This is a genomic window from Clostridium nitrophenolicum (assembly GCF_055391695.1).
The window spans coordinates 4,347,613-4,372,152 of the sequence record NZ_AP042469.1; the positions used below are offsets into that span (position 1 = coordinate 4,347,613).

The 24,540-nt window shown below is 31.1% G+C and carries 20 protein-coding genes; 3 read left to right on the forward strand and 17 right to left on the reverse strand.

The genetic code is table 11. The features are described 5' to 3' along the window. Positions 1-187 precede the first annotated feature (187 nt). Together ACZ5N4_RS20590 and megL are read left to right on the forward strand one after the other, a co-directional pair. Positions 188-1,759, forward strand: a complete 1,572-nt coding sequence (locus ACZ5N4_RS20590) for a sigma 54-interacting transcriptional regulator (protein ID WP_464204364.1) — start codon at positions 188-190, stop codon at positions 1,757-1,759. A gap of 152 nt (positions 1,760-1,911) precedes the next feature. Continuing rightward, on the forward strand, positions 1,912-3,114 hold the full coding sequence (gene megL, locus ACZ5N4_RS20595) for a methionine gamma-lyase (RefSeq protein ID WP_464204365.1): 1,203 nt from the start codon (positions 1,912-1,914) through the stop codon (positions 3,112-3,114). 114 nt (positions 3,115-3,228) lie between these two features. Here the strand turns inward: megL and ACZ5N4_RS20600 are convergent, their stop codons facing one another. From ACZ5N4_RS20600 to argB, 4 genes are all read right to left on the reverse strand, one after another. Further along, positions 3,229-4,395, reverse strand: a complete 1,167-nt coding sequence (locus ACZ5N4_RS20600) for an iron-containing alcohol dehydrogenase (RefSeq protein WP_464204366.1) — start codon at positions 4,393-4,395, stop codon at positions 3,229-3,231. 160 nt (positions 4,396-4,555) lie between these two features. After that, entirely contained in the window at positions 4,556-6,514 is a 1,959-nt protein-coding gene (locus ACZ5N4_RS20605; RefSeq protein ID WP_464204367.1) for a sigma-54-dependent Fis family transcriptional regulator, read from the reverse strand. Positions 6,515-6,659: 145 nt separating this feature from the next. Then, positions 6,660-7,826, reverse strand: coding sequence for an aspartate aminotransferase family protein (locus ACZ5N4_RS20610; RefSeq protein WP_464204368.1), 1,167 nt, complete (start codon positions 7,824-7,826; stop codon positions 6,660-6,662). Then, positions 7,808-8,701: an acetylglutamate kinase gene (gene argB, locus ACZ5N4_RS20615; RefSeq protein WP_464204369.1), complete on the reverse strand. Its 894-nt coding sequence runs from the start codon at positions 8,699-8,701 to the stop codon at positions 7,808-7,810. The genes ACZ5N4_RS20610 and argB overlap by 19 nt, the downstream gene beginning before the upstream one ends. Positions 8,702-8,860: 159 nt before the next feature. Here argB and argC point away from each other — a divergent pair, with 159 nt between their 5' ends. Further along, positions 8,861-9,898, forward strand: a complete 1,038-nt coding sequence (argC, locus tag ACZ5N4_RS20620) for an N-acetyl-gamma-glutamyl-phosphate reductase (RefSeq protein WP_464204370.1) — start codon at positions 8,861-8,863, stop codon at positions 9,896-9,898. Positions 9,899-10,087: 189 nt separating this feature from the next. Here argC and ACZ5N4_RS20625 read toward each other — a convergent pair whose 3' ends face one another. The 13 genes from ACZ5N4_RS20625 to ACZ5N4_RS20685 all read right to left on the reverse strand — a co-directional run bounded on the left by ACZ5N4_RS20625 (position 10,088) and on the right by ACZ5N4_RS20685 (position 24,471). Then, complete coding sequence (locus tag ACZ5N4_RS20625; RefSeq protein ID WP_464204372.1) at positions 10,088-11,455, reverse strand: SpoVR family protein; 1,368 nt, start codon at positions 11,453-11,455, stop codon at positions 10,088-10,090. A 21-nt stretch (positions 11,456-11,476) separates the two neighbouring features. Beyond that, positions 11,477-12,694: a sporulation protein YhbH gene (gene yhbH, locus ACZ5N4_RS20630; protein WP_464204373.1), complete on the reverse strand. Its 1,218-nt coding sequence runs from the start codon at positions 12,692-12,694 to the stop codon at positions 11,477-11,479. A gap of 4 nt (positions 12,695-12,698) precedes the next feature. Next, entirely contained in the window at positions 12,699-14,621 is a 1,923-nt protein-coding gene (locus ACZ5N4_RS20635; RefSeq protein WP_464204374.1) for a PrkA family serine protein kinase, read from the reverse strand. Between the two features lie 319 nt (positions 14,622-14,940). Next, a complete protein-coding gene (dltD, locus tag ACZ5N4_RS20640; RefSeq protein ID WP_464204375.1) occupies positions 14,941-16,146 on the reverse strand; it encodes a D-alanyl-lipoteichoic acid biosynthesis protein DltD in 1,206 nt (401 codons plus the stop codon). 4 nt (positions 16,147-16,150) lie between these two features. Further along, positions 16,151-16,378 (reverse strand): D-alanine--poly(phosphoribitol) ligase subunit DltC, encoded by a 228-nt coding sequence (gene dltC, locus ACZ5N4_RS20645; protein WP_464204376.1) that lies wholly within the window; start codon positions 16,376-16,378, stop codon positions 16,151-16,153. 24 nt (positions 16,379-16,402) lie between these two features. Beyond that, positions 16,403-17,554 carry a D-alanyl-lipoteichoic acid biosynthesis protein DltB gene (gene dltB, locus ACZ5N4_RS20650; protein WP_464204377.1) on the reverse strand — a complete coding sequence of 384 codons (1,152 nt, stop codon included), beginning with the start codon at positions 17,552-17,554 and terminating at the stop codon, positions 16,403-16,405. Beyond that, positions 17,551-19,080 carry a D-alanine--poly(phosphoribitol) ligase subunit DltA gene (gene dltA / locus ACZ5N4_RS20655; protein ID WP_464204378.1) on the reverse strand — a complete coding sequence of 510 codons (1,530 nt, stop codon included), beginning with the start codon at positions 19,078-19,080 and terminating at the stop codon, positions 17,551-17,553. Before dltA ends, dltB begins: the two co-directional genes overlap by 4 nt. A gap of 207 nt (positions 19,081-19,287) precedes the next feature. After that, positions 19,288-20,175: an EcsC family protein gene (locus ACZ5N4_RS20660; protein ID WP_464204379.1), complete on the reverse strand. Its 888-nt coding sequence runs from the start codon at positions 20,173-20,175 to the stop codon at positions 19,288-19,290. Positions 20,176-20,388: 213 nt separating this feature from the next. Then, positions 20,389-21,576 (reverse strand): L-lactate MFS transporter, encoded by a 1,188-nt coding sequence (locus tag ACZ5N4_RS20665; RefSeq protein ID WP_464204380.1) that lies wholly within the window; start codon positions 21,574-21,576, stop codon positions 20,389-20,391. 29 nt (positions 21,577-21,605) lie between these two features. Next, positions 21,606-21,857, reverse strand: coding sequence for a TIGR03905 family TSCPD domain-containing protein (locus tag ACZ5N4_RS20670; protein WP_464204381.1), 252 nt, complete (start codon positions 21,855-21,857; stop codon positions 21,606-21,608). A gap of 131 nt (positions 21,858-21,988) precedes the next feature. After that, positions 21,989-22,477, reverse strand: coding sequence for an OsmC family protein (locus tag ACZ5N4_RS20675; protein WP_464204382.1), 489 nt, complete (start codon positions 22,475-22,477; stop codon positions 21,989-21,991). 114 nt (positions 22,478-22,591) lie between these two features. Then, a complete protein-coding gene (locus ACZ5N4_RS20680) occupies positions 22,592-23,230 on the reverse strand; it encodes a Crp/Fnr family transcriptional regulator (protein ID WP_464204383.1) in 639 nt (212 codons plus the stop codon). A gap of 254 nt (positions 23,231-23,484) precedes the next feature. Beyond that, entirely contained in the window at positions 23,485-24,471 is a 987-nt protein-coding gene (locus tag ACZ5N4_RS20685) for an ornithine cyclodeaminase family protein (RefSeq protein WP_464204384.1), read from the reverse strand. Positions 24,472-24,540 lie beyond the last annotated feature (69 nt).

Genomic DNA, 24,540 nt, shown 5'->3' on the forward strand with positions numbered 1-24,540 from the left:
AATAATTTATTCTATGATTAAAATGACTTTTTATTTTATAGACTTTTAATATTATATTTGGTATGTTTAAATTATTAAAAATTACTATATACTCTATGATCTATAAGAATATGGAGTCTTAATCCAGAAAGTTAACTTTCAGCCTTATATCCTGTATTTTATATTAGAATAAAAGGAGTAGTTGTTAATGAAAAATTATCTAAGGCTTAAAATAACAGCAAAAGACCGAGTTGGCATAGTGCTGGATATTTTAAAAAAGCATTATGAAAATAATATAAATATACACTCTCTAGAAGTTTTCCCAGGTAAAGCATATATAAAAATTGAAATTTTAAGAAATGAAAAAAAGCTGAACTTAATTAACAGCATACTTTCTCTAGATGAAGTATTCGAAGTTCAAGGTGTAGAATTACTTCCCTATGAAAGAAATGAGCGAAGATTACTTGCTATGATAGACGCTGTACAGGATGGTATTATGGCTATAAACCATAATGAAGAAATTGAACTTTTCAACAAGTACTGTGAGAACATATTCCACATAGATAAAGAAGATGTTCTTGGAAAAAACGTTGGTGACTTTTTAGGCTTTGAAGCACCTATGATTAAACTTTTAAATACTGGAGAAAACTATGACAATGTGGAGGTACATATAAAAAATAAAAATGGTCACATTCATTACATAACCACAGGACGTCCTATAAAAGATGATAAAGGAAAAACTATAGGTGCAGTAGCTTCAATTAAAGATATAAATGAAGCAATAGAATTATCTAATGCTATCACATCAAAGGAAGAAATAGCATTTAAAGATATTATTGGAAATAGCTCTTCAATTTTAAAAGTAAAAAGAGTATGCTCTGCTGTAGCTAAAAGTAATTCTACTATACTGCTCCGCGGCGAAAGCGGTACAGGCAAAGAGCTTTTTGCAAAAGCTATTCATAACTTAAGCTCGAGAACTGATAGAAACTTTGTTGCTATAAATTGCGCTGCCCTTCCTGATAATCTTATAGAAAGCGAACTTTTCGGATACACAAAAGGAAGCTTTACTGGTGCAAAGGAAGAGGGAAAAGATGGTCTTTTTAAAATAGCAGATAAGGGAACTGTATTCCTAGATGAGATAGGTGAACTTTCGCTTTCCCTTCAAGCAAAACTTTTAAGAGTACTTCAAGAAGGAACCATAAGAAAAATAGGAAGTGTCTTAGAGGAAAAAATAAATGTAAGAGTAATAGCTGCTACAAACAGAAATCTGGAATCTATGATTAAAGATGGAACTTTCAGAGAAGATTTATATTATAGACTTAATGTAATACCTATATTTATACCTCCTCTTAGAGATAGAATTGAAGATATCCCAATGTTAGTTACTTTTTTTATTAATAAATTAAATAAACAGCTGGACAAAAACATAAAAGGTGCTGAAACTGAATTTATCGAGAAACTAGTAAAATATCAATGGCCTGGAAACGTAAGAGAATTAAGAAATGTTGTAGAGAGAGCAATGAACTTATGTTATAGTAATCTACTTAATGAAGATAACTTAATTTTAGATTTCGAAAAAAATACAAATTATATAAATGAAGAAAAAAAAGATGATTTTAGTTTTACTCTCAAAGAAGTGGTAGAAATCGCTGAAAAGAAAGCACTGTTATCAGCAATAAAAAAACATTCTAGCTTCAGAAAAGCCGCAAAAACTTTAGGTATATCTCATACAACTATAATGAATAAAATAAAAAAATATAATATAGAATGTAAAGAATAATTTACATATGTAAAGAAAAGTTGCCACAATTTGATATTGAATGGCAACTTTTCTTTACACACTGACACAAATAGCCCCTTAAGCAATTGGCATGAGTTTTGCTTTATATATAATCAAAATTATATTTTATAGAAATAAGGGGGATAAATCTCATGGAAAATATAAAAGAAATGGGTTTTGACACAAGAGCAATACATGGAGGACATATTGGAGATAAGCAATTTGGTTCTTTAGCTACTCCTATATATCAAACATCAACCTTCATATTTGATTCAGCAGAGCAAGGTGGAAACAGATTTGCTGGACAAGAAAACGGATACATATACACAAGATTAGGAAACCCAACCTGCACAGAAGTTGAAGAGAAATTAGCTTTACTTGAAGGTGGAGAAGCTGCCGTATCTACTGGATCAGGCATGGGTGCTATTTCATCAGCTCTTTGGACTGCACTAAAAGCTGGAGATCATGTAGTTGCATCTGATACTTTATATGGTTGCACTTTTGCTCTTTTAAATCATGGTCTTACAAGATTTGGCATTGATGTAACCTTTGTAAATGCATCAAATCTTGAAGAAGTAAGAGAAGCATTAAGACCAAATACAAAAGTAGTTTATCTTGAAAGTCCTGCAAATCCAACATTAAAAATTAATGATATCAGAAAAATATCTGACATTGCTCACAAAAATAGCAGTGATTGTCTTGTATTTGTGGACAATACTTTCTGTACTCCATGCCTTCAAAGACCATTAGAATTAGGTGCTGATGTTGTAGTTCACTCTGCTACTAAATACTTAAACGGTCATGGAGATGTTATAGCAGGCTTTGTTGTTGGTAAACAAGACTTTATAAACCAAGTTAGATTCTTTGGATTAAAGGACATGACTGGTGCTGTACTTAGCCCATTTGACGCTTACCTTATCATAAGAGGTATGAAAACTTTACCTATAAGAATGGAAAGACATTGTAAAAATGCTATGGAAGTTGCTAAATTCTTGGAAGCACATCCTGCTGTAGATAAGGTTTATTATCCTGGACTAGAAAGCTTTGAAGATTATGAGCTTGCAAAGAAGCAAATGAGCCAGCCAGGAGCTATGATTTCCTTTGAATTAAAAGGAGGAGTTGCAGAAGGAAGAACTGTTATGAATAATGTTAAACTTTCAACTCTTGCAGTAAGTTTAGGCGATGCTGAAACACTTATTCAACATCCAGCTTCTATGACTCACTCTCCATATACAGCAGAAGAAAGACATGCTGCAGGTATTAGCGATGGTTTAGTTAGACTATCCGTTGGTCTTGAAAATGTTGAAGACATAATAGCAGATTTGAAACAATCTCTTGACTTAATAGTAAAATAGTTTAAAGTAAATTAGCCTAAACAGAAGGGTATTTTCTCTATCTGTTTAGGCTCTTTATTTTAAGCTAGAATATGACTAATATTAAGTCATATATGCAAACCTTTATTCTTTTTATTAGAAATCTACTTTTTTACCGCTGTATGTGCATTCGAATACTTTCTTCATTTCTTCTACAGTTATTGGTCTTGGGTTTGATCCTGTACATGCATCTAAAATAGCATTCTTTGATATAAAGTCTAAGTTTGCATTAAAATCTTCTTCAGTTACTCCGTATTCTTTCAATGTTAAAGGTATACTTAACTTTCTGTTCATATCTTGTATCAAAGCTACTAATGAATCTGTTAATTCAGCATCAGTATTTCCAGCTAGTCCTAAAGTTTTAGCTATAGTAGCAAATCTCGATTCACAAGCCTTTCTATTGAATTGAATTACATATGGGAGGTATATAGCATTAGCGCATCCATGTGGAATATGGAATACAGCACCAGTTTTATGTGCCATACTATGAACTATTCCAAGTAAAGCATTTGAGAATGCCATACCTGCTAGGCATTGAGCTATATGCATTTCATTTCTTGCTTCCTTATCCCCTTTATAGGAGTTTATTAGATGCTCATTTACCATGACTATAGCCTGCATAGCTAGAGGATCAGAAATGTATGATCTTGCAGTTGCTACATAAGCTTCTATTGCATGAGTTAAAGCATCCATTCCTGTGTGAGCTGTTAATTTAGTTGGCATTGTTTGAGCTAAAGCTGGATCTACTATAGCTATGTCAGGTGTTAAATTGAAATCAGCTAAAGGATATTTTATTTTAGCTTTGTAATCAGTTATTACTGAAAATGCTGTAACTTCTGTAGCAGTTCCACTAGTTGATGCTATAGCAACAAATTTAGCCTTTTGTCTTAATTCTGGTATTCCAAATGGAATAACTGCCTTTTCAAAAGTAAAATCTGGGTATTCGTAGAATATCCACATTGCCTTAGCAGCATCTATTGGTGATCCACCGCCTACAGCTATAATCCAATCTGGGCCAAATTCTCTCATCACTTTAGCGCCATTCATAACTGTTTCAACTGATGGATCTGGTTCAACACCTTCTATTAACTTTATTTCCATACCAGTTTCTTTTAAATAACTTTCAATCTTTCCTAAGAAGCCAAATTTTTTCATTGAGCCTCCACCAACAACTATAATAGCCTTCTTACCTTTTAATGATTTTAATACCTCTAAAGAATTTTCTCCAAAATAAATATCCCTTGGAAGTGTAAATCTTTGCATCCCTATACCCCCTAATAATTTAAATTTTTTCCTGTAACTATTTATATAGCAAAATCTATGCCAAGTGCTTAAGCTTTATTTTGTGTAAATGAATTATGAGAAATCTCAATTTGAGATTTCTCATAATCTCAAATTGAGATTATGATGTTTTTTATAGCACTTAATAACCATTTATAGAATATTTTTTAATTTTTCTGTAAATAGTAGCTCTACTTATATTGAGCATTTCAGCAGCTTTTATTAAATCTCCTTTAGCTTCTTTAATAGCCTTTCTTATGCTTAACTTTTCCATTTCTTCTATGGTCATTACTTCAGAATTTTTATCCTCTATAGTCGCAACTTTTTCATCACTTATTAAATAGAGATGTTTCTTAATATTGATATAATCATATAAGTACTCTTCTGTAATATTATTACTTTCACATAAATAATAAGAGCGTTCTACAACATTTCTCAACTGTCTTACATTACCAGGCCAACTATAGTTACTTATTAATTCTAAATAGCGGCTGCTTAAAGTTTTAAAGCCGCTAAAGTTCTCACTGTTCAATCTATGAATAAAATAGTTAGCCAATATTTCAATATCCTCTACTCTTTGCTTCAGCGGAAGAGTCTTAATACTCATAACATTCATCCTATAATATAAATCTTCTCTAAAATTCCTATTTTTTATTTCCTCCACTAAATCACGATTAGTAGCAGCAATAATCCTAACATTTAGTTTTTTTTCATAAGTTCCACCAAGTCTTGTAATTTTATTGTTATCCAAGACTCTCAAAAGCTTGGACTGCATATCTAAAGGCAACTCTCCTATTTCATCTAAGAAAATGGTTCCTCCATCAGCTAATTCGAACTTACCAGGATGTCCATCTTTAGCCGCTCCAGTAAAAGCTCCCTTTTCATATCCAAAGAGTTCACTTTCCATAAGTTCCTTAGGTAACGAGGCACAATTTACTGCTACAAAGGGACCATTTTTTCTAGTACTATAGTTATGTATTGATTGAGCAAATAATTCTTTTCCCGTACCACTAGGCCCTTCTATAAGTATGCTGCAGTTAGTTATTGCAGCTTTTTTTGCAAATTCTATAGTCTTTTTCATATCTTTATTCTTAGTTACTATGTCTTCAAAATTGTACTTAGCATTATATCCTGCCATAACATTTACTATCTTATGTAAATATCCCTCATCTTTAAAGGTTATGACTATACCATTAGCTTTTCCATTAACTATAATAGGAAAGGCATTCATACTGCATTTAATTCTTCTATTTTTTACATAAAGATTACAATCTAAGTTATAGTATACATTCTCAATATTTAACATTTTCTTTATAAAGTCCATATCTTTAATTAACGAATTAATATCAGTACTTAAAATTTCTTGCTCGGGTATTCCCAGTATTTTTGATGCCATTTTATTGGTTCTTTTAATTTTCAAATCCTCATCTAGCACAAGCATTCCTTCTGAAATTGAATTAAATATTACATTTAGAAGCTTATTAGATTCTTGTAGAGCAAAATGTTTTTCAATTAAACGGGCTCCCGAAGCTACAATTCCTGTAGTATGAGAATGCGCTTCAGAATAGTTTCCAGACATATTTATACACCCTATAATTTTATTTTCTTCATCATGTATAGTTGCAGCAGAACAAGTAAGACAGTGATTCTTTGAACAGTAATGTTCTGCTCCTATTATCTGAACAGGCTTATCTAAACAAAGAGCAGTTCCAATAGCATTGGTTCCTGCAGATTTTTCAGACCAATTAGCCCCTACCACAAGATTTAATTCTTTTGACCTTTTAAATTCATGATTACCTATAGCATCTATAATATAACCATTCTTATCTGCAAGTACTATTACAAAACCTGACCCAGCAACTATGTCATATAAGCCTTCCATTATAGGATGCGCTACCTGTATTAACTGAGCGTTTTCCTTTATTATGAAGCTCATTTCCCATTCTGATAACTTTTCTACATGTTTTCTAAAAGGATTAACTTTAAGCTTCCTACATCTCATCCAGGATTCTCTTATTATAGAATCTAAATTTTCATCTAATCTATCACTTTTAATGCAATCTTCCCAATACCCTCTTACATACGATAAATTTATTCTCACAAAATCACCTCGGATCTAAATAGTTTTACTTAATATAAATTTAACCTATATTAGTAATAATAGCAATAATTTACAAAAATATCAATGTGACAAAAAAGCATATATTGTAAACAATATATGCCCTGTAACATATTAATTATGTGTTTTAGTTATAACTTTGAAACACCTTTTCTAATAACTCCATAGCTTTATCTACATCATCATTTTCTACATTAAGTGGCGGTAAAAGCCTTATAACATCGCTTCCTGCAGTAACCGCTAGCAGCTTATTTTCAAAGCACTTCTTGCTAAACTCCTTTACATCCACTTTAAGCTTTATCCCTAGTAATAACCCTACTCCTTTTATCTCTTCTATTATTGGATATTTCTCTTTTAAATCTTTTAATTTAGAAATAATATATTCACTTTTCTCATTTACCTTACCTACTACTCCTCCATCTGTTAACTCCTTTAAAACAGCAAGACTTACTGCACAAGCAAGCGGATTCCCGCCAAAGGTGCTTCCGTGGTCTCCTGGCACAAGTACAGAGGCTTTTTCGTTAGCCATTACAGCTCCTATTGGAAATCCTCCACCAAGCCCTTTCGCCATGCATATAACATCTGGAATCACTCCAAATTTTTGATAAGCAAATAAAGTTCCTAGCCTTCCCATACCACATTGAATTTCATCAAATATAAGAAGAGCATCATACTTTTCACATAATTCTTTAACTTGCTTCAAATACTCAATGGCAGCTGAGTTTATTCCACCTTCCCCTTGTATAGGTTCAATTATAACTGCACAAACTTCACTACCCATTTTATCTTTCAAATCTTCTATATCATTAAATTTAGCACTTCTAGTTCCACCAATCAATGGCATAAAGTCTTCTTGATACTTCTTCTGTCCTGTTACAGACAAAGCACCCATAGTTCTACCATGGAAGGAATTTTCCATGTATATTACTACATTTTTATCTGCTCCACCTTTTATCTTTCCATATTTTCTTCCTATCTTTACTCCACATTCCATAGCTTCTGTACCACTGTTACAGAAAAAAACAGATTTATGATCACTAAAAGAACATAGCTTTTCAGATAGCTCAACAGCTTGTTTACTCCAGTAGTAATTAGATATATGCATGAGCTTACTGTTCTGATCAGCTATAGCTTTTGTTACTGCTGGATGGCTGTGTCCTAAGCAGTTAACAGCTACCCCTGATACAAAATCCATATATTCTATGCCATTACTATCATATAGTTTACTTCCTAAACCTTTTTCAAAAACTACATCAAATCTTCCGTAAGTATTCATTATATTACCTTTTGACATTTTTTCTCTCTCCCTCTTGAAGTAATTTTAGTTCCAAAATCATATACTATATTTGAAATCAAACTGTGCTTCTTTCTGCCATCTATAAGGTGTATATCTTTTGTTCCATTTTCTATAGCCTCTATACAACACTCCATTTTTGGTATCATACCACCATTTATTATTCCTTCATCTATATAACTTTTTACGTCATCAGTAGTTATATTTCTAATGATACTTGATTTATCATTTATATCTTTATATACACCTTCTACATCCGTAAGGATCATAAGTTTTTCGCACTTAAGTTCGGAACTTATAAAGGACGCTGCATAATCTGCATTTATATTGTATTTATTGCCATAAGAATCACAGGCTATAGGAGAAATAACTGGCACTCTTCCTTTCTCTAGAATACTCAATAAAAAGGATTTATTTATACTTACTACCTCTCCAACAAAACCTATATCTATTTTCTTACCATTTTCATATATATATTTCTTCTTTGCCTTAATTAAATTGCTGTCTCTTCCACTTAGTCCTATGGCACTTATTCCTTGATTGCTTAAGCTTGCGGATATATCTTTGTTTATATGTCCTGAAAGAACCATCTCAGCTATATCCATTACATTTTTATCAGTAACTCTAAGTCCATTTTTAAATTCACTTTTTACACCGGTCATTTTTAACCACTTAGATATTTCCGGGCCACCACCATGGACAATAATTATATTTATACCAAAGCGCTTTAGTAGAACTATATCCTCAATAAAAGCTTTAGATGCATTTTCATCATTCATTATGCTTCCACCATATTTTACTACAAAGGTTTTACCTTTAAACTTATCTATATCATGTAGTGCTTCTAAAGGTATAGAATTTTCTTCCTCCAACATGTGCTCCACCAACCTTATTAAATTTTATGAGAATAATTATACTCTTATTGTTATTAATATGCAATACATTTTAAATAATTTCATATTTTTATTGCATAATTATATTAGCTTATGTATAATTATTTTTATGAATAATTTAAAATATCTAGAGGTGATAAGATGATTAACGTAGGAATATTAGGTTCTACAGGCTACGCAGGCCAACAACTGGTATGGCTTTTAACTAATCATTCAAATGCAAATATTGTTTTTCTTTCTTCTCATAGTTATGAAGGAAACTTATACAGTGATATATATAAAAATTATTATGGTTTCAATAAAAATATTTGCATAAATATGCAAAAAGCTGAATGTAAATTAAATAGCATTGATGTGCTTTTCATAGCTTTACCTCATGGAAAATCTTTTGATATAACAAAAAAAGCTCTTGAAAAAGGAGTAAAAGTCATAGATTTAGGGGCTGATTTTAGAATTAAATCAAAGGCTGCTTATGAGCAATGGTATGGATTGGAACACCAATGCAGCGAGCTTCTAGCAGATTCAGTTTATGGACTTCCTGAGCTTAAGCGAGAAAGTATAAAAAATGCTTCTCTAATTGCTAATCCTGGCTGTTACCCTACTGCGAGCATTTTAGCAATTGCTCCACTTTTAAAAGCTAAAATAATTGACCCTAAGTCTATAATTATAGATGCAAAATCTGGAGTTTCTGGCGCAGGAAGAAATGCTGCTATACCAAATATATATACAGAATGTAATGAATCCATAAAAGCATATTCTGTTGCCTCTCATAGACATACTCCAGAAATTGAACAAGAACTTTCACATTTATTAGGAAGTGATTTAACTCTTGTTTTTACCCCTCATTTAGTTCCGATGAACAGAGGAATTCTATCTGTATGTTATGCAAACTTAACTATTGATATGTCGCAAGAGGAATTATATAAGCTATATAATGAATTTTACAAAGATGAGTTTTTCGTAAAAGTTACAGAAGATATGCCTGAAACCAAGTATGTTAAGGGTTCTAATATGTGCCACATTGGTCTAAGATTAGATAAAAGAACAGGAAAAGTAATAGTATGCTCTGTCATAGATAATTTAATGAAAGGTGCCGCAGGTCAGGCCATTCAAAATATGAATATTATGTTTGGATTAGACGAAAAGACAGGACTTAACTTTCCAGCAATGCTTCCTTAAGGCATGTACATGTAGTTGACAGTGGACAGTGAAGGAGGATTTTCTTACGCTTTGCTTCAGAAAATCTTAAATTTATAAAGACTCGTTTCACATTAGTGAAACGAGTCTTAAAAATATAATTGTTTTCTGACATAATAAAGAAAACTCACCTTATCTGTCCTCTGTCAATTGTCAACTAAAAACTTACCGTTATTCGTAAGTTATCTTCTTATTCTCATCACATACAATCTTTGTATCTTTTCCATTTAGGTTAGTTTTTAAAATTACTTTGTGCTTCCACAAATCAACTACATGTTTGAGAGTCTCCACTGCATACTGAAGTTGAAGCTCTCTTCCTTCAAAGACATGCTCAAGAGTTAAAGTTTTATCCATTTTTGACATATCTTCAACTCTAATGTTCGGAATACTGCCCATACCACAGCTATTGCTTAGGGTATTTCTTATTTCCTTCCATCCTTCATCATCGGATATTTCATCAATTACATAATTCTTATCTTTCTTAATATACTGGAATAAATTAAGCTTAGTACAAAGCTCCTTTGTCAAGTACCTTCTTAAGAAAGACTCATCTCTTTCTATGAGTCTTACCTCAAATATTTTTTCTTCTCCGTATTTCTGAACTAGGTCTTTATAAATTTCAAAGCCTAAGAAATATGGATTTATATTTCCTTGAAGAGGCACAATAACGTCATTATGTCTTTTTATAAACTCAAGATAAAGCTTTTGAGGTAATTCTAATTTCTTTAGAATATTATAATGCCAGTAGCTAGCCCAGCCTTCATTCATAATTTTGGTTTCTATTTGAGGAACAAAATACTTTGTTTCATCCCTAACTATTTCTATAACATTCTTCTGCCACTCAAACAAATCACCATGCATGGATATAAAACCTAATATATCTTCTACCGGCTCTTGAGGTACTTTTTCAACATCAGGAGGCTCTGGCTTTTCTCTAGGTACAATTGGACTATAATTCATATCTATACTTTTATAATCTTCCATTTTTCTTTTTCTAATCTCTTCATCGCTTAAATGCTTAACTCCAACAACTCTATTTGTTTGATATTTTAGAGCATGAGCTGCATTTAACATCTTTTCGACCTCTACATACCCTATACTCGGATCGTTAATGTATGATCTTATAATATCTGCATGATTTTTAAACATTTCCAAAGTATAAATTGCACTTGTGGCTTCTTTAAACATTCTATTATTTTTGAAAAAATCGTTATGTCCATAAACATGTGCCATCGTTAATATTTGAAGCAGCATTGTATTATCTTTCATTAAATATGCAACACATGGATTTGAGTTTATTACCATTTCATAAGGAAGCCCTGTAAGATTATAATTATAAAGAGTTCTTAGCTTTTCATATGCTTTTCCAAAGCTCCAGTGCGGATACATAGAAGGCATACCTACATAAACTTCATATGCCAGCATATCATTATAATTTATGATTTCAAATTCCTGAGGATAATAATCAAGTCCAACTTCCCTTGCCTTTTCTTCTATTAAGTCATTCCACATCTCCAAATCAGCTACAGTGTATTCCAATTCCTCACCCCCTCTAACAAATTAGTAGTCATTATTTATTTCCACAGTAAGCATTTCTCTAAGAGCATCCCACATATCCTCTTTCTTTTTCATTGCCACAGATACAAAATTCTTTCTTTTAACTTCATTAGAATATCTCTTTTTTATTGCACTAGTATATCCATAAGCCATAATCTCTGCATATCCAAATAGGTTGCTAACATCACACAAGGTATTAGCCGCTTTAACGGCCCTATCATTATCTTCACTCCAATTATCTCCATCACTTACATGAAAAGCATATATATTCCATATAGCCGGATTGTATTTTTCTTCAATAATTTCTAAAGCCTTATTGTATCCGCTAGATATATAAGTGCCTCCGGATTCAACCTTGTGAAAGAATTCATTTTCTGTAACAACTTTAGCAGTGGTGGAGTGTGCAATAAACACAACCTCCACGTTTGAATACTTAGCTTTTACAAACTGATACAGCATAAAGAAAAATGATCTAGCTAAATACTTTTTATTTTGATCCATAGATGCCGAAGTATCCATTATGCACATTACCACTGCACTGTATTCTCTCTTCTTGGTTGGTTTTACTCTATAATATCTTAAATCATCTTCTTTAAAAGGAAATCTCCCTACAAGATCTTCTCCATCAAGAGAATATTGGTTTAGCACTTCTTCATTCATTCCATTTTTTTGAACATCTTCTTTAAGTGCTCTTTTCATACCCTGTTTTCTTTTTAACTTTTCAACAACAGTTTTCTTCTTGGCAAGTCTTGGGGGGATTCCACTTTTCTGATAACCACACTTCTTCTTTGAACCATCTGACAATATTTCAGAAAATCTCTTTTTAGTCAAATTAGGTAAATTTAAATCCTGAAATATATATTCCATAATATCTTCTATGGTTATCTCAGTTTCGTATATATCTTCTCCTTCCTCATTACCTGCCCCTTTATTTCCACTTCCTTTGGCTTCTTTTTCGGTGCCTATTACATCTCCTCTTTTCTCTGTGCCATCACCACTTCCTACACCAGGCACATTTTTCCCATATACAAATTGATATTCTTTGAGCCCTTTAATAGGAATTTTTATCTTTTTATTTTTTGTCTGTCCTATAATACTTTCCTCCGACAGGATATCTACGAGATTCTTCTTTATCGAATCTTCAACAAGTTCTCTATGTCTTCTCCTATCCTCGCCAGCCCTATCATGCCCTATAGGGTTGAATTCTCTAAATACTGCCATAATATCAATCCTTCCATAGATTATTAGCAGCATATTTTAATATTACATCACAACAATGATCGCAATACCCGTTTTTCTTCATTTCTTCTACCATAGAATTATATTTCTTATGCTGTTCCTTATCTCTAACTTTTGATTTAGTAACTATACGTGACATCTCTCTTACTGATGATGTTATTTTCTTTTCTATAGCTTCTTTTAAAGGCTCATAGGATGTATAATCTACTTTTCCGCCCTTTCTCATTAGATAGAACATATATGATGTGACATCGGACCTAAAGCCTTTAGCAGAACCTTCTGATATGCCAATTTGTTCTTCTATAGAACGCATAAATTTTTCGTCTGGGTCTAGCTGTTCTCCAGTTGATTTATCCTTAATTTTAGCCCTATTGACATAAGCTTCTGCATGATCTAAATAATTATTGAATAAGCTCTCAGCTTGTTCCTTAAAGCTTTGAATAAAGGCCTTAGTTATTTCTTTTTCGAGAACCTTATTATATTCTTTTCTTATGCTATCTTGAATTAATCCAAGATATTTCTTTCTCAAGTCATCAGCAACATCTAAATCTTTTATTGATTTAATAATACTTTCCATTACACTTAATGGATTAATACAATGATGTTCTGAGTCTGAAAGAGCATTATCTATAGCTTTAATAATAAATCTTGTTGATATGCCTTCCATACCTTCTCTTATTCCAGCTTCTTCTCTAAGCTCCATAATATCTATCTTCTTAGTAGTTCCTTTTTCAACTATTTCTTCTCCATTATAAATCTTTAACTTAGTCAAAAGATCTACTTTATTAGATAGAGATAGTCTGCTTAATATAGCAAACATAGCAGCTACTTCAATAGTGTGTGGTGCTATATGAGCTTTAAAGTGACTCTTCTTTAATATCTTTTCATATATCTTTGTTTCCTCGCTTAATTCCATACAATATGGAACTTCAACCTTAACTATTCTGTCTAATATGGCTTCATTTGTATGGTCTGATTTAAACTTATTCCATTCAGCTTCATTAGAGTGGGCTATTATAACTCCATCGAAATAAATCATAGAACCTTTTCCTGGAGATGGTATAGATTTTTCTTGAGTAGCAGTTATAATAGTATGAAGATACTCAACATCATTTTTAAACACCTCTATAAATTCAACCAATCCTCTGTTTCCAACGTCAAAAGCGCCATTTAGGGAGAATATACGAGGATCATCTTCTGGATATAAATCCATCTTTGAAATATCTACTGATCCAACCAAAACTGATGTGTCTTGATTATTTGGATCAACAGGCGGTACTACCCCTATTCCTTTTCTAGATCTAATCGAAAATCCTGTTTTAACTACCGGGAAGTTTTCATACTGCCCTTTAAATTCTTCTTTTAACCTATGTCTACATACCGGACATAAGTCTCCTTCTATTTTTATTCCTAAGTTTTCTTCAAACTGCTTTCTTAAATGTTTAGGAATAAGATGGAGAGGTTCTTCTCTCATAGGACATCCTTTCAAAGCATATATAGGTTCGCTTTCTTCTAAAGCCCTTTTTAATACTTCTACTATAGAAGACTTTCCTGAACCTACAGGTCCAACTAAATAAAGTACCTGTCTTGACTCTTCACCATTCATAGCTGCTGAATAAAAATAACTAGCTATTTTCATAAGAGTCTTTTCGATGCCGAAAAAATCATTTTTAAAAAAGTTATAACTTTTTATTGTTTCATTACCATATATTTTTCTTATCCTTAGGTTTTCTTCTGACTTTAAAACTTCCACACCTGGATTTGTTATTAAATTATACATTCTTCTATGTGCAAGCTGAGCAACTTCCGGATTTTCTTTTATAATCTGAAGATAATCTAATAAGGTTCCTTCAAATTCGTCTTTTCTTCCTTTTTCTCTATCCTGCTCTATTAATTCTTTAAAATTCATCCCTCAACCTCCATATAAAGTGATAAAAGAAAGACTATTTATATAACAATTTTAGATACATCATTATTTGATATATCTTTGTAGTATTTATATTAAATTTTTACATGTTTTAGAACAAAGTTAATTTTAGAAAAGACTGCAAATTTATAAGGGGCGTTTTCCTTGAAAACACCCCTTATAAATTATTTAATGTTATAATTAGAATTCACTATATATGTAGTTAACTGCGTTATTGTCAGAAAAAAGAAAAATCAAAATTAATCCAAAGACTATAACTCCACAATACATAAATAACAAAATATTATTATTTTTTATTTTATTATCTACCTTCATGATAATATTTATCAATCGCCTCGTCAATATATATCCATCCTTTCCATCCAAGATGCATAATATCCTTTAAAAAGTATTTTTCATACTCATTCTCTGATAAATCAAGCATTTCAAAACCATAACCTGCAACCAATGTTCTTATTTCCTTATAGCATGCCTCTCTATTTTCTTTAGGAAACTCACAATAGTCATACCACTTTCCATGAACAGGCACACTTACAAAAAGTGGTTTTATATTTTGACTTTTACATATTTCAAGTAATAGTTTAAAGTCTTCATACTCTGGTGAATTTATATAGGATTCGTTTTTATATGATCCCTTATATGTATTTAAATTATCTTTTATATATTGATTGTAATAATCATTTAAAATATAAAAATCGTTATTATTAGCTTTAGTTTTTGCTAGTAATTCAGCCTTTTCCATTTGAGAATTCCAGTCATACACTGAGGACTTAGGCTCAATATACTGTTTTTCACCAGCTTTTTTATACTTTAACAATCTATCATATGCAATCCTCTTATCCCTGATGCTAAGTATATAAGACTTAAACTTGTAGTAGGGATTTAAAATATCAAGCGCAATCTTTGATGGTGCATTATTATAGGTATATAAACTTGCATATATACTAACCATTAAATTATTCTTATCACTTTCTAGAAGTTGCTTAGTTCTTTTTGCAAAGGACAATTTTATAGATTTATCAATATTATTATTAAACATAAAAGTATAAAATTGAAGTTCGGAAAAATTCATAAGGAATTCATTAGTTCCTAATCCTTTAGTATTAAACCATTGAGGAGATATAATTATTACAAGCTTTTTATCTTTGTACTCTTTACTTAATGCTCCAATTCTAGCAGCATGAATAATACTTTGACAATATCCTCTACCAACACCATTTATCTGAAACCCATCAGCCTTATCTGCAAAAATATTCATAGGATGGGTAGGTATTGTTTTATCTGCTAGCTCTGAAGAACCAAGTAATTGGAGATTGTCTTTTCTCTCTAAAGATTTTTTTTGAAGAATAAGCCCTTTTTCTTTTTCTGACATAAGTTCATTTCCAAACTTGTCATAATAAATGTTATCTATTCGGGTTGTATAATAGTTATCTATTATATGTAAAGATGAAAATACTAAAATAACAAAGGCTGCAAAAGTACTTAATATAATAGCTATCTTTTTCATTATGTTACCTCAAGGAAACATATTCAATAATTTTATTAGGTGTATTTATATCCTCTCTTTGTACCTCTGTTGGCTCAATTTTAACTCCAAGCTTTTCTTCTAATGCAATTAAAAGTTCTATAGTTGCAAGTGAATCTAACAAACCTGAGTCAAATAAATCCAAGTCTTTATCTTCTCTCACTTCATCAACACCACATATTGACTCTAATATATCTAATATTTTTTCTTCCATAGTTTCTTCCTCCAAATTTATAATTTATTTTTTAAATAAGTAACCAGAAAAAATTAAAAAACCAAAGCATACAAGGTTAAAGGTAACAAAGATAAACAAAGGGCTCCATGCCTCATTTTTCTTGGCTTTTTTATACCATTTGCTTTTTCTTTCAATATAATCTGTGGTAATAATCAGTAATGCATGATATATTCCATATAGTAAATAAAAAGCTTGTGTTCCATGCCATATCCCCATAGTTCCCATGGTAATAAAATAACCTATATAAGAAGCAGTGAATCTGCTTTTAAACCATTTTTTCTTTAGTGCAGCCATTACAAATCTAGTATATAAAAAGTCTCTGAACCAAAAGGATAAAGACATATGCCATCTGTTCCAAAAATCTTTAATATCTTTGCTAATGAAAGGCATATTAAAATTTTCTGGAGTTGCAACTCCTAAAATATAGCTTGTCCCAATTGCCATTAAGCTGTAACCAGCAAAGTCAAAGAACAAATAAAAGCTATAAGCATACATATAATTTAATGTATTTAATAAAGTATGTGTTGCAGGGATTTTATTCATCCAATAGTTTGAAATTAAAACACCTATTATAAATTTATAAGCAATTCCTGTTGAAAGTTTCCATATTCCTTCTCTTAGATAAACTAAGTATTCTTCCTTACTTAAAACCTTATTTATATCCTCTTGAAACCTTCTTGAACGATCAATAGGCCCTGAACTTATAGTTGGAAAAAATAAGAGAAAATAAGTAAAATTAAGTATACCTACTTCTGTTATCAATCCATCATATATTTCTAAAAGCATTTGAATTACTTTAAAGGTTAAATAAGAAATTCCCAAAAAACCAAGTTGTCTATTTATTAATAAAATATTTCCCCATTTATCTAATATCAGTGGTATAAGCGAACAAACTACCATTATCCATAAAATCCACCGTTGTTCATATCTTCTTCTTATAATCGAATAGAACTTTACTAAAATCAGTTCACCTATATAAAATAACATTAACAATGTAATTTGCTTTTTTGAATTACCAAATATCAATATTAGAGCTGCAATATTAGCTATAACACCATATTTTTTTAAGGACTTTCCATTGATACCTAAAAATACAGCTGGTATTAAAAGTATAAATAATACGTAAAAGAATAGTAATCCACTGTATGGAATCATTTCATCTCCTCCAGTAATGCCTTTCTGTTAACTTTTCCATTTATAGTCATAGGAAGTGATTCCACTATATTAATCTTTCTAGGAATCATATAGTCCGGTATAAACTTTTTCAGTTCATTTTTAATTTGCATAGCCATTTTAAATTCTTTGTCCCAAGGACTTCTATTTAAAGTAACTACTGCAGTTAAATGTTGAATCCTATTTTCTTTAATTATAGGAACTACAACACAATTATTAATAAATTCTATATTTCTTAAATTATTTTCAATATCTTCAAGTTCAATTCTATATCCATTTAATTTAATTTGAAAATCTATTCTCCCACAATAGTAAAGTAAGCCCTGCTTTATATACCCTTCATCTCCAGTCCTGTAACACCTCTTCTCTACTCCATTAATAACCTTTTTCGAAAAGGATTTCTCTGTTCTCTCCTTATTATTGTAATATCCTATACTTACACTGTCTCCTATTATAATTATTTCTCCCTTTTCTCCTTCTGGAAGCTCATTGCCATTTTCATCTATAATTATAACTCTACAATCTTCTTTAACAATACCAACTGGTAAAGGTACTATTTTATTTGCAATTTCTTCATTTATTTCAATAGAGGTTACTGCTACCGTAGCTTCTGTTGGCCCATACATATTTATAACCTTTGAGTTACTGAACCTTTTAAGAAGTCTTTGAGCACAACTATTTGTAAGTGTTTCTCCACAAAATAAGAAAGTTTCAAGTTTAGGAAGTAATTCTTCATTAAAACTACTATCGCCTAAACACATTTCTGCAAAAGAGGGTGTAGATACCCAAATATTTATATCTGAGCTACCAAAGCTTTCAAACAATAGTTTTAAATTTAATACCATAGACTTATCTATGCTAAAGAGAGTAGAGCCCCTAGATAATGAAAGGTATAAGTCCATCACAGATAAGTCAAAAGAAAAAGGAGCCTGATTCATAAATACATAGTTAGCACCATCTCTTAATGAAGAAATCTTTGTTGCCCAATGAATAAAACTTTCTAAACAGGAAAGAGTAATCTGTACACCTTTCGGTTTTCCAGTACTTCCAGATGTATATATTATATAATATGTATCCTTTTCTTCTAAGGCATACTTTTTATCAGGTTTATGCAGTTTATATTGTAAAAGTATCTTTTTAATTTCATTATAATTCTTTACATTTACCCCTATAAAATTATAGTCAAATTCTCCTATATTAAATATTAGCTTAGTCTGGGAACTTTCCACTATATCTCTAACTCTCTCATAAGGAAATGAAGTATCAATAGGTATATATGCATGTCCAGCTTTTACACAGGCCAAAAAACATATAAGCATCTCATGTTCTTTATGTCCATAAACAACTATTGGTGTTTTATCATCCCCAAATTGATCAATAATATATGCAGCCATAGCATCAGACTTTTCAATTAGTTCACCATATGTAATAGAACTATTTTTATAAATATGAGCTATTTGTTCACACTTATCAATCTCATAACTATTTATTTTTTCAATCAAACTCATCCATATAATCCCCTTTAGTCTAATTCTACTTAATAACTATTTATCCTAATATTACGTATTTAACCATTATATATTATACTTTATTATTTAAGCATTTTCAAATAATGTAGTTTTGCAAAAAGAAAAAAGAACTAGCTCTAATTTACTAGTTCTAAAATAATGTTAATAAATATGAGTAAAAAAGTACATTTATATTATTGGCAATAACTATAATAATATACTCTTATAATAATCTTCTTCATCTATTTTTCCATTATCCATAAGCCATCTTTCTTGAAAAGCTCTTTTAGCAGACCATCCAACATCCCTTAAAAATAAACCATTTACTGATCCTCCCACAACAGCTCCTGCTATTGGAATAGCTGCTAGAGCTTTCCTTTTTGTCAGATTAACACCTAGTTGTTTAGATAAATTTTTCGCAGCAATTATACCTGCTTCTTTACTCATCCTTTTTTTAGCAGCTTTTATAGCTATTGTTTCCCAAGACTTTTTTGTAAGGGTTATCTCTATGTTTTTTAAAAATCCTAAAGCAGCAGCTTTCTCTTCTATAGTGTTTGAACTAGATGCAGATAATATTGCCATACAAAATTCTCTATCATCTTTCGTTTTACATTCATATCCATAACACATACCAATTTTATTAATAGTATTAAGTGCTAAAGTTATTACTACTGGTATATCTATGGCTATACCAGCTAAGCCTAAAATTCCTGTTCCTCCGCCCTCTACAACAGCAGCTTTTATTGCCCATTTATGAATTTCATCCGCTAAACTATCCGATAAATCTAACCTTTTATACCTTAATTCCTCAATATCTTTTACACCTGCTTTTTTTCTAATGTCCTCCTTATCCGTAAGTCTTACTGATAGCAAATTACTAAAATTTAATATACCCTCAAATGCTATATTGGGTATAAGCTTAGTTCCTGCCCAAACAATAGGTTTAGATACCAAATTAATAGTTTTACTTAAAACACTAGGTTTTTGTTTTTTCCATTTTATAATTTCTTCAAGCTGTTTTTCTTCATATAGCGAAAGATTTATAACCTTATCATACCCTTTTACTACCTCATACTCCACATTGTTTATTTCCAACAAGTTCACCCCGCTAAAATTTGCCTTATTATAAATTTTATCATATCAAACGAAATCATTTCTATAAGATAGTATTGAACTATACTATACCATCTATTCCACAGTCTAGCACCACTAGTAAATCCATCTCTTCAAAGCAATATAAAAACTATCTGATGTAAGCTTACTATCTGTCATTTTCTGTTATTAGAACAAACTCGTTAAATACTTTTATCAGTTTAATTTACAAAAGCGTGGAGGCTTGACAAATAAGACCATAATTGCAGAAATAATAGATAATATAGCTGCAACTAAAAATGATTTTTCAAGCCCTAAAAAAGCAGCAATAATCGGTCCTGCAATAGCTGCTATACCAAATGCTTGAAATACAATTTCGTAGTTAGAACCTAAATTTTTAACACCATAGTAATCAGCAGTAATTGCTGGAACTATTGTAACAACACCTCCAAAACTAAAGGCTACAGTTGCAATACATGCAAAGAATATAATGAAATTCATATTAATCAAACTCATTATAATCATAGCAATAAATGTGGCTATATAAATAATTAAAAAAGACTTGATTCTTCCAATTTTGTCTGAAACAATTCCCCATGTAATCCTACCACCTGCATTAAACAATGCAATCATAGTTACAGTACCAGCTGCAACTCCAGGAGACAACTTTACAAGCTCAATCCCTATATCTTTAGCTAGCCCTATTACTAGCAAACCACTTATACACCCGAAAAAGTACACAATCCATAATAAATAGAATTGTTTAGTATTAATCATTTGCCTAACAGAAAAATCTTTATTATCATTATATTTTATAGATTTTGGTACTTTATAATCCTTTGGAGGTAATATTAAAAACTGTGCTCCAAATACTATTAATACCATATTAATTATGCCAAGAAATAGGAATGTTTGCGAAACCCCCTTTGCTGAAATAAGACTTAAAATAATAGACTTAAATATTAAGCTTCCGAGCCCAAATGAACCTACTGCTATACCAGTAATAAAACCCCTTTTCTCCGGAAACCATTTTACACATGTTGTCAACGGGCCTACATAAGTTATCCCAACACCGGCACCACCAATTATTCCATAACAAATATATAATTCAATTAATGATGTGGCTCTACTAGATAGTATTAGACCCAATCCAAATAAAATCCCTCCTAAGATTGAAACTTTTTTAGGTCCTATTTTATCTTGTAATTTCCCTGCAAAAATTGTTGAAAATGCAAACATTGCAATTGCAATGGAAAACGTTAATACAACAGATGACTTTTCCCAGCCAAACTTATCTATTAGTGGTTGATTAAATAAACTCCAGGAATATATAGAACCTAGACAAACTTGAAGTAATATAGCTCCTAGAACTACTAACCATCGTTTTAACTTATATCTTTCCATAACCTATTTTCCCCTTGCTAAATTCTAAGCTATTTATTGCTTTTTAATTGCTGTTTTAAAGCTTCTGCTAATTGTGCTGGGCAAGACGTATTTTTTACCCCGCATTTAATTCCTTCAAGTTTATTAATAACATCTTCTATTTTCATACCCTCAACTAATTTGCTGATACCGCTGAGATTTCCATTACATCCAGCTGTAAAAGACACATCCTTTAATATACCATCCTCAATCATAAATTGAATTTTTCTTGCACATACATCTCTAGTTTTATACTCAATCATAAATATCCTTCCTTTATTGGTAATAATTTCATACTTATAGTTATCTAAATCTATCTTTATCGATCATTAGATACAATACATTTTCATATTGTATCTAATGATTGATTATATGTTCTTTCTAATTGTAACTATTAAATAACCAATTCTATTTTTGCATTAAGACTATTTAAAACAGGTGATACTGATAAAGTAAGGTTTGCTATTTCCTTTACTTTTTCTATAGGTGCAGAAGTAACCGCATTTAATTTTATAGTAGGATTTATAATTCCGCGTTCACCTTCTTTAATTCCTAAAAATACAGCTACATTTAAATCTGCTTCAATATCTACATCTACTTTTTCTAGCTTAACGCCTTCCTGACTTGCAAAAACCTCAAAGGTAATTGCAAAACAACTAACAGCTCCTGCTAATAAATATTCAACAGGATTAGGCCCTTTATCTGTTCCTCCTAATTGAGCTGGTTCATCAATAATTATAGGTGAAAAATCTCTTATAAATACATTGTTTTTAGTACCATCTTCCCAATTAAGATGAGCAGTCCATTTTTTAATTCCCTCACTTGGATTTTCCTTTATTGTGTTTGTAATTTGCTTTACAGCATCTAATGCAATATTATTCATTGTAACATCCTCCCGTATTTCTATATTTATTAATTACTACGTTTAAATTTTAGCACCAGATGCTGACTAAGTATGTAATATACCTTACATCTATTAAAATTATTCTTAATCTTTTTATTTTAATTGAATCCAAATCCTATTTTCGTGATACCTAATTATACTATCTTGCAAAAGTTTGTTAATAGTTAAAGTTACTGTTTCACGAGTCGAAGCAATCATAGCTGCCATATCTTTATGAGTAATTGAACTAGGAATTGGATACCAGCCATTATCTTCTTTACTATAATCTATAAGTTTTTGAAATAAAAAGATAAGTCTTTTTTCAACTTTTCCATAACCAATTTGCTCTAAAATCTCAACCATATCCTGATGTTTCTCAGAAAAATAATTGAGCAAAGCCATTGCCAGTGATGAATTTTGTTGAACAAGCCTTTTTACTTCTTCTCTAGAAACAGCAACAACTTTAAGTTCTGTTAAGGCCCTCGAAAATATTCTACCTTCCTTTTCTATAAAAACATTTGCAAGTCCAATAATATCCCCTCTTGATAACAAACCTATAACACATTCTTTTCCATCTATATGAATATGAAAATCACATGCATTTCCTTTCTTTATAATAAAAACATATTTATCTAATTTTTCTGGTGTAGAAATTAATTCCCCTTTTTTAAAAGTAAGCTCTATTCCATTTTTCATCCATTCATTAGAATAATTTTTAGGGAATAAATTAATAATCTTATTTGTATAGGACATTTTCCTAACCTCCTTCTTTATCTCCACAAGAACAATAATTTATTTTTCTCATATATAATTTTATTAACATTATTAAATAAAACTATAGTTTATTATAATAAACTATAGTTTTACGATTATAATCTTGTTCTTTAGCTGCTATATTCATATTTTTTAGTTTGAAGATCATTGGTATAAAATTCATTCAATAGCTAACCGCAATTAATACTTTCGGGTGGAGATAGATCCTACCTAATGTAGGTTTTATTTTATCTTTATATCTCTACTATCCTCCCGATACCTTTTTCCAAGGCCTTTTTATATATTTTGCTTGCAGTAACAACATCTTGAATAGCAATTCCTACAGTTTTAAATAAAGTTATTTCACTATTACTCTCTCTTCCTTTTAATTTTCCCAAAATAACTTCACCTAGTTCTCCATCTATTCTGCTGTTATCTATAAGTCCTTTTTCCATAGGTTGTATAAAATCACCGGCCTCAGCAATTACCGCATCCTTTGAGTCAACAAATACTTTATCTGCTTTTGTAACAATGTACTCGTCTAGTTCCTGCATTTCCCTCGTATATGAACCAACTCCATTCACATGAGCACCTTTTTTTACTAAATTTCCCGGGAAAACAGGCTTTTTAGAGGTTGTAACGGCAGTTATTATATCAGCATCTTTTAAGGCCTCTTCAGCACTTTCTGCTGCAACAATTTCTACTCCATATTCTTTCAATTGTATCTTAGCTGCTTCAACAAACTTCTTAGCTTCATCGCCTAAGGCAAAAACCTTTACAATCTCAAGCTTTCTAACTGCAAGCAGCGCTTCAAGCTGACACATTGCCTGACCCCCAGCTCCAAAAATAGCTGCTATCTTTGCATCAGGAGATGCAAGCACATCAGTAGCCGCTCCAGAGGCTGCTCCAGTTCTAAGCTGAGTTAAATAAGTTCCATCCATTATACAGCAAACCTCACCTGTAGTTCCATCTAACAAAATCATTTGAGCCGGTACTGACGGTATTCCCTTTTCTACATTCTTAGGAAATACTGAAACTATTTTTATTCCTACACTATCTAAATCAGGAACATATCCTGGCATAAATAAGCTTTGACCACCACATTTAGCAACATCGATATTCACTCTTAAAGGAACTACACTTTTCCCCTCTGAATAAATCGAAAACGCCTGTTTAACAGAATCTACGGCATCTTTCATAGAAAATACCTTTCTTATGTCTTCTTTAGATAAAATTAGCATTCCTTTACCTCCATTTACTTTTATGTACATATAAACTTTGAAAACCTTTAAGTATATTTTAGCAATTTT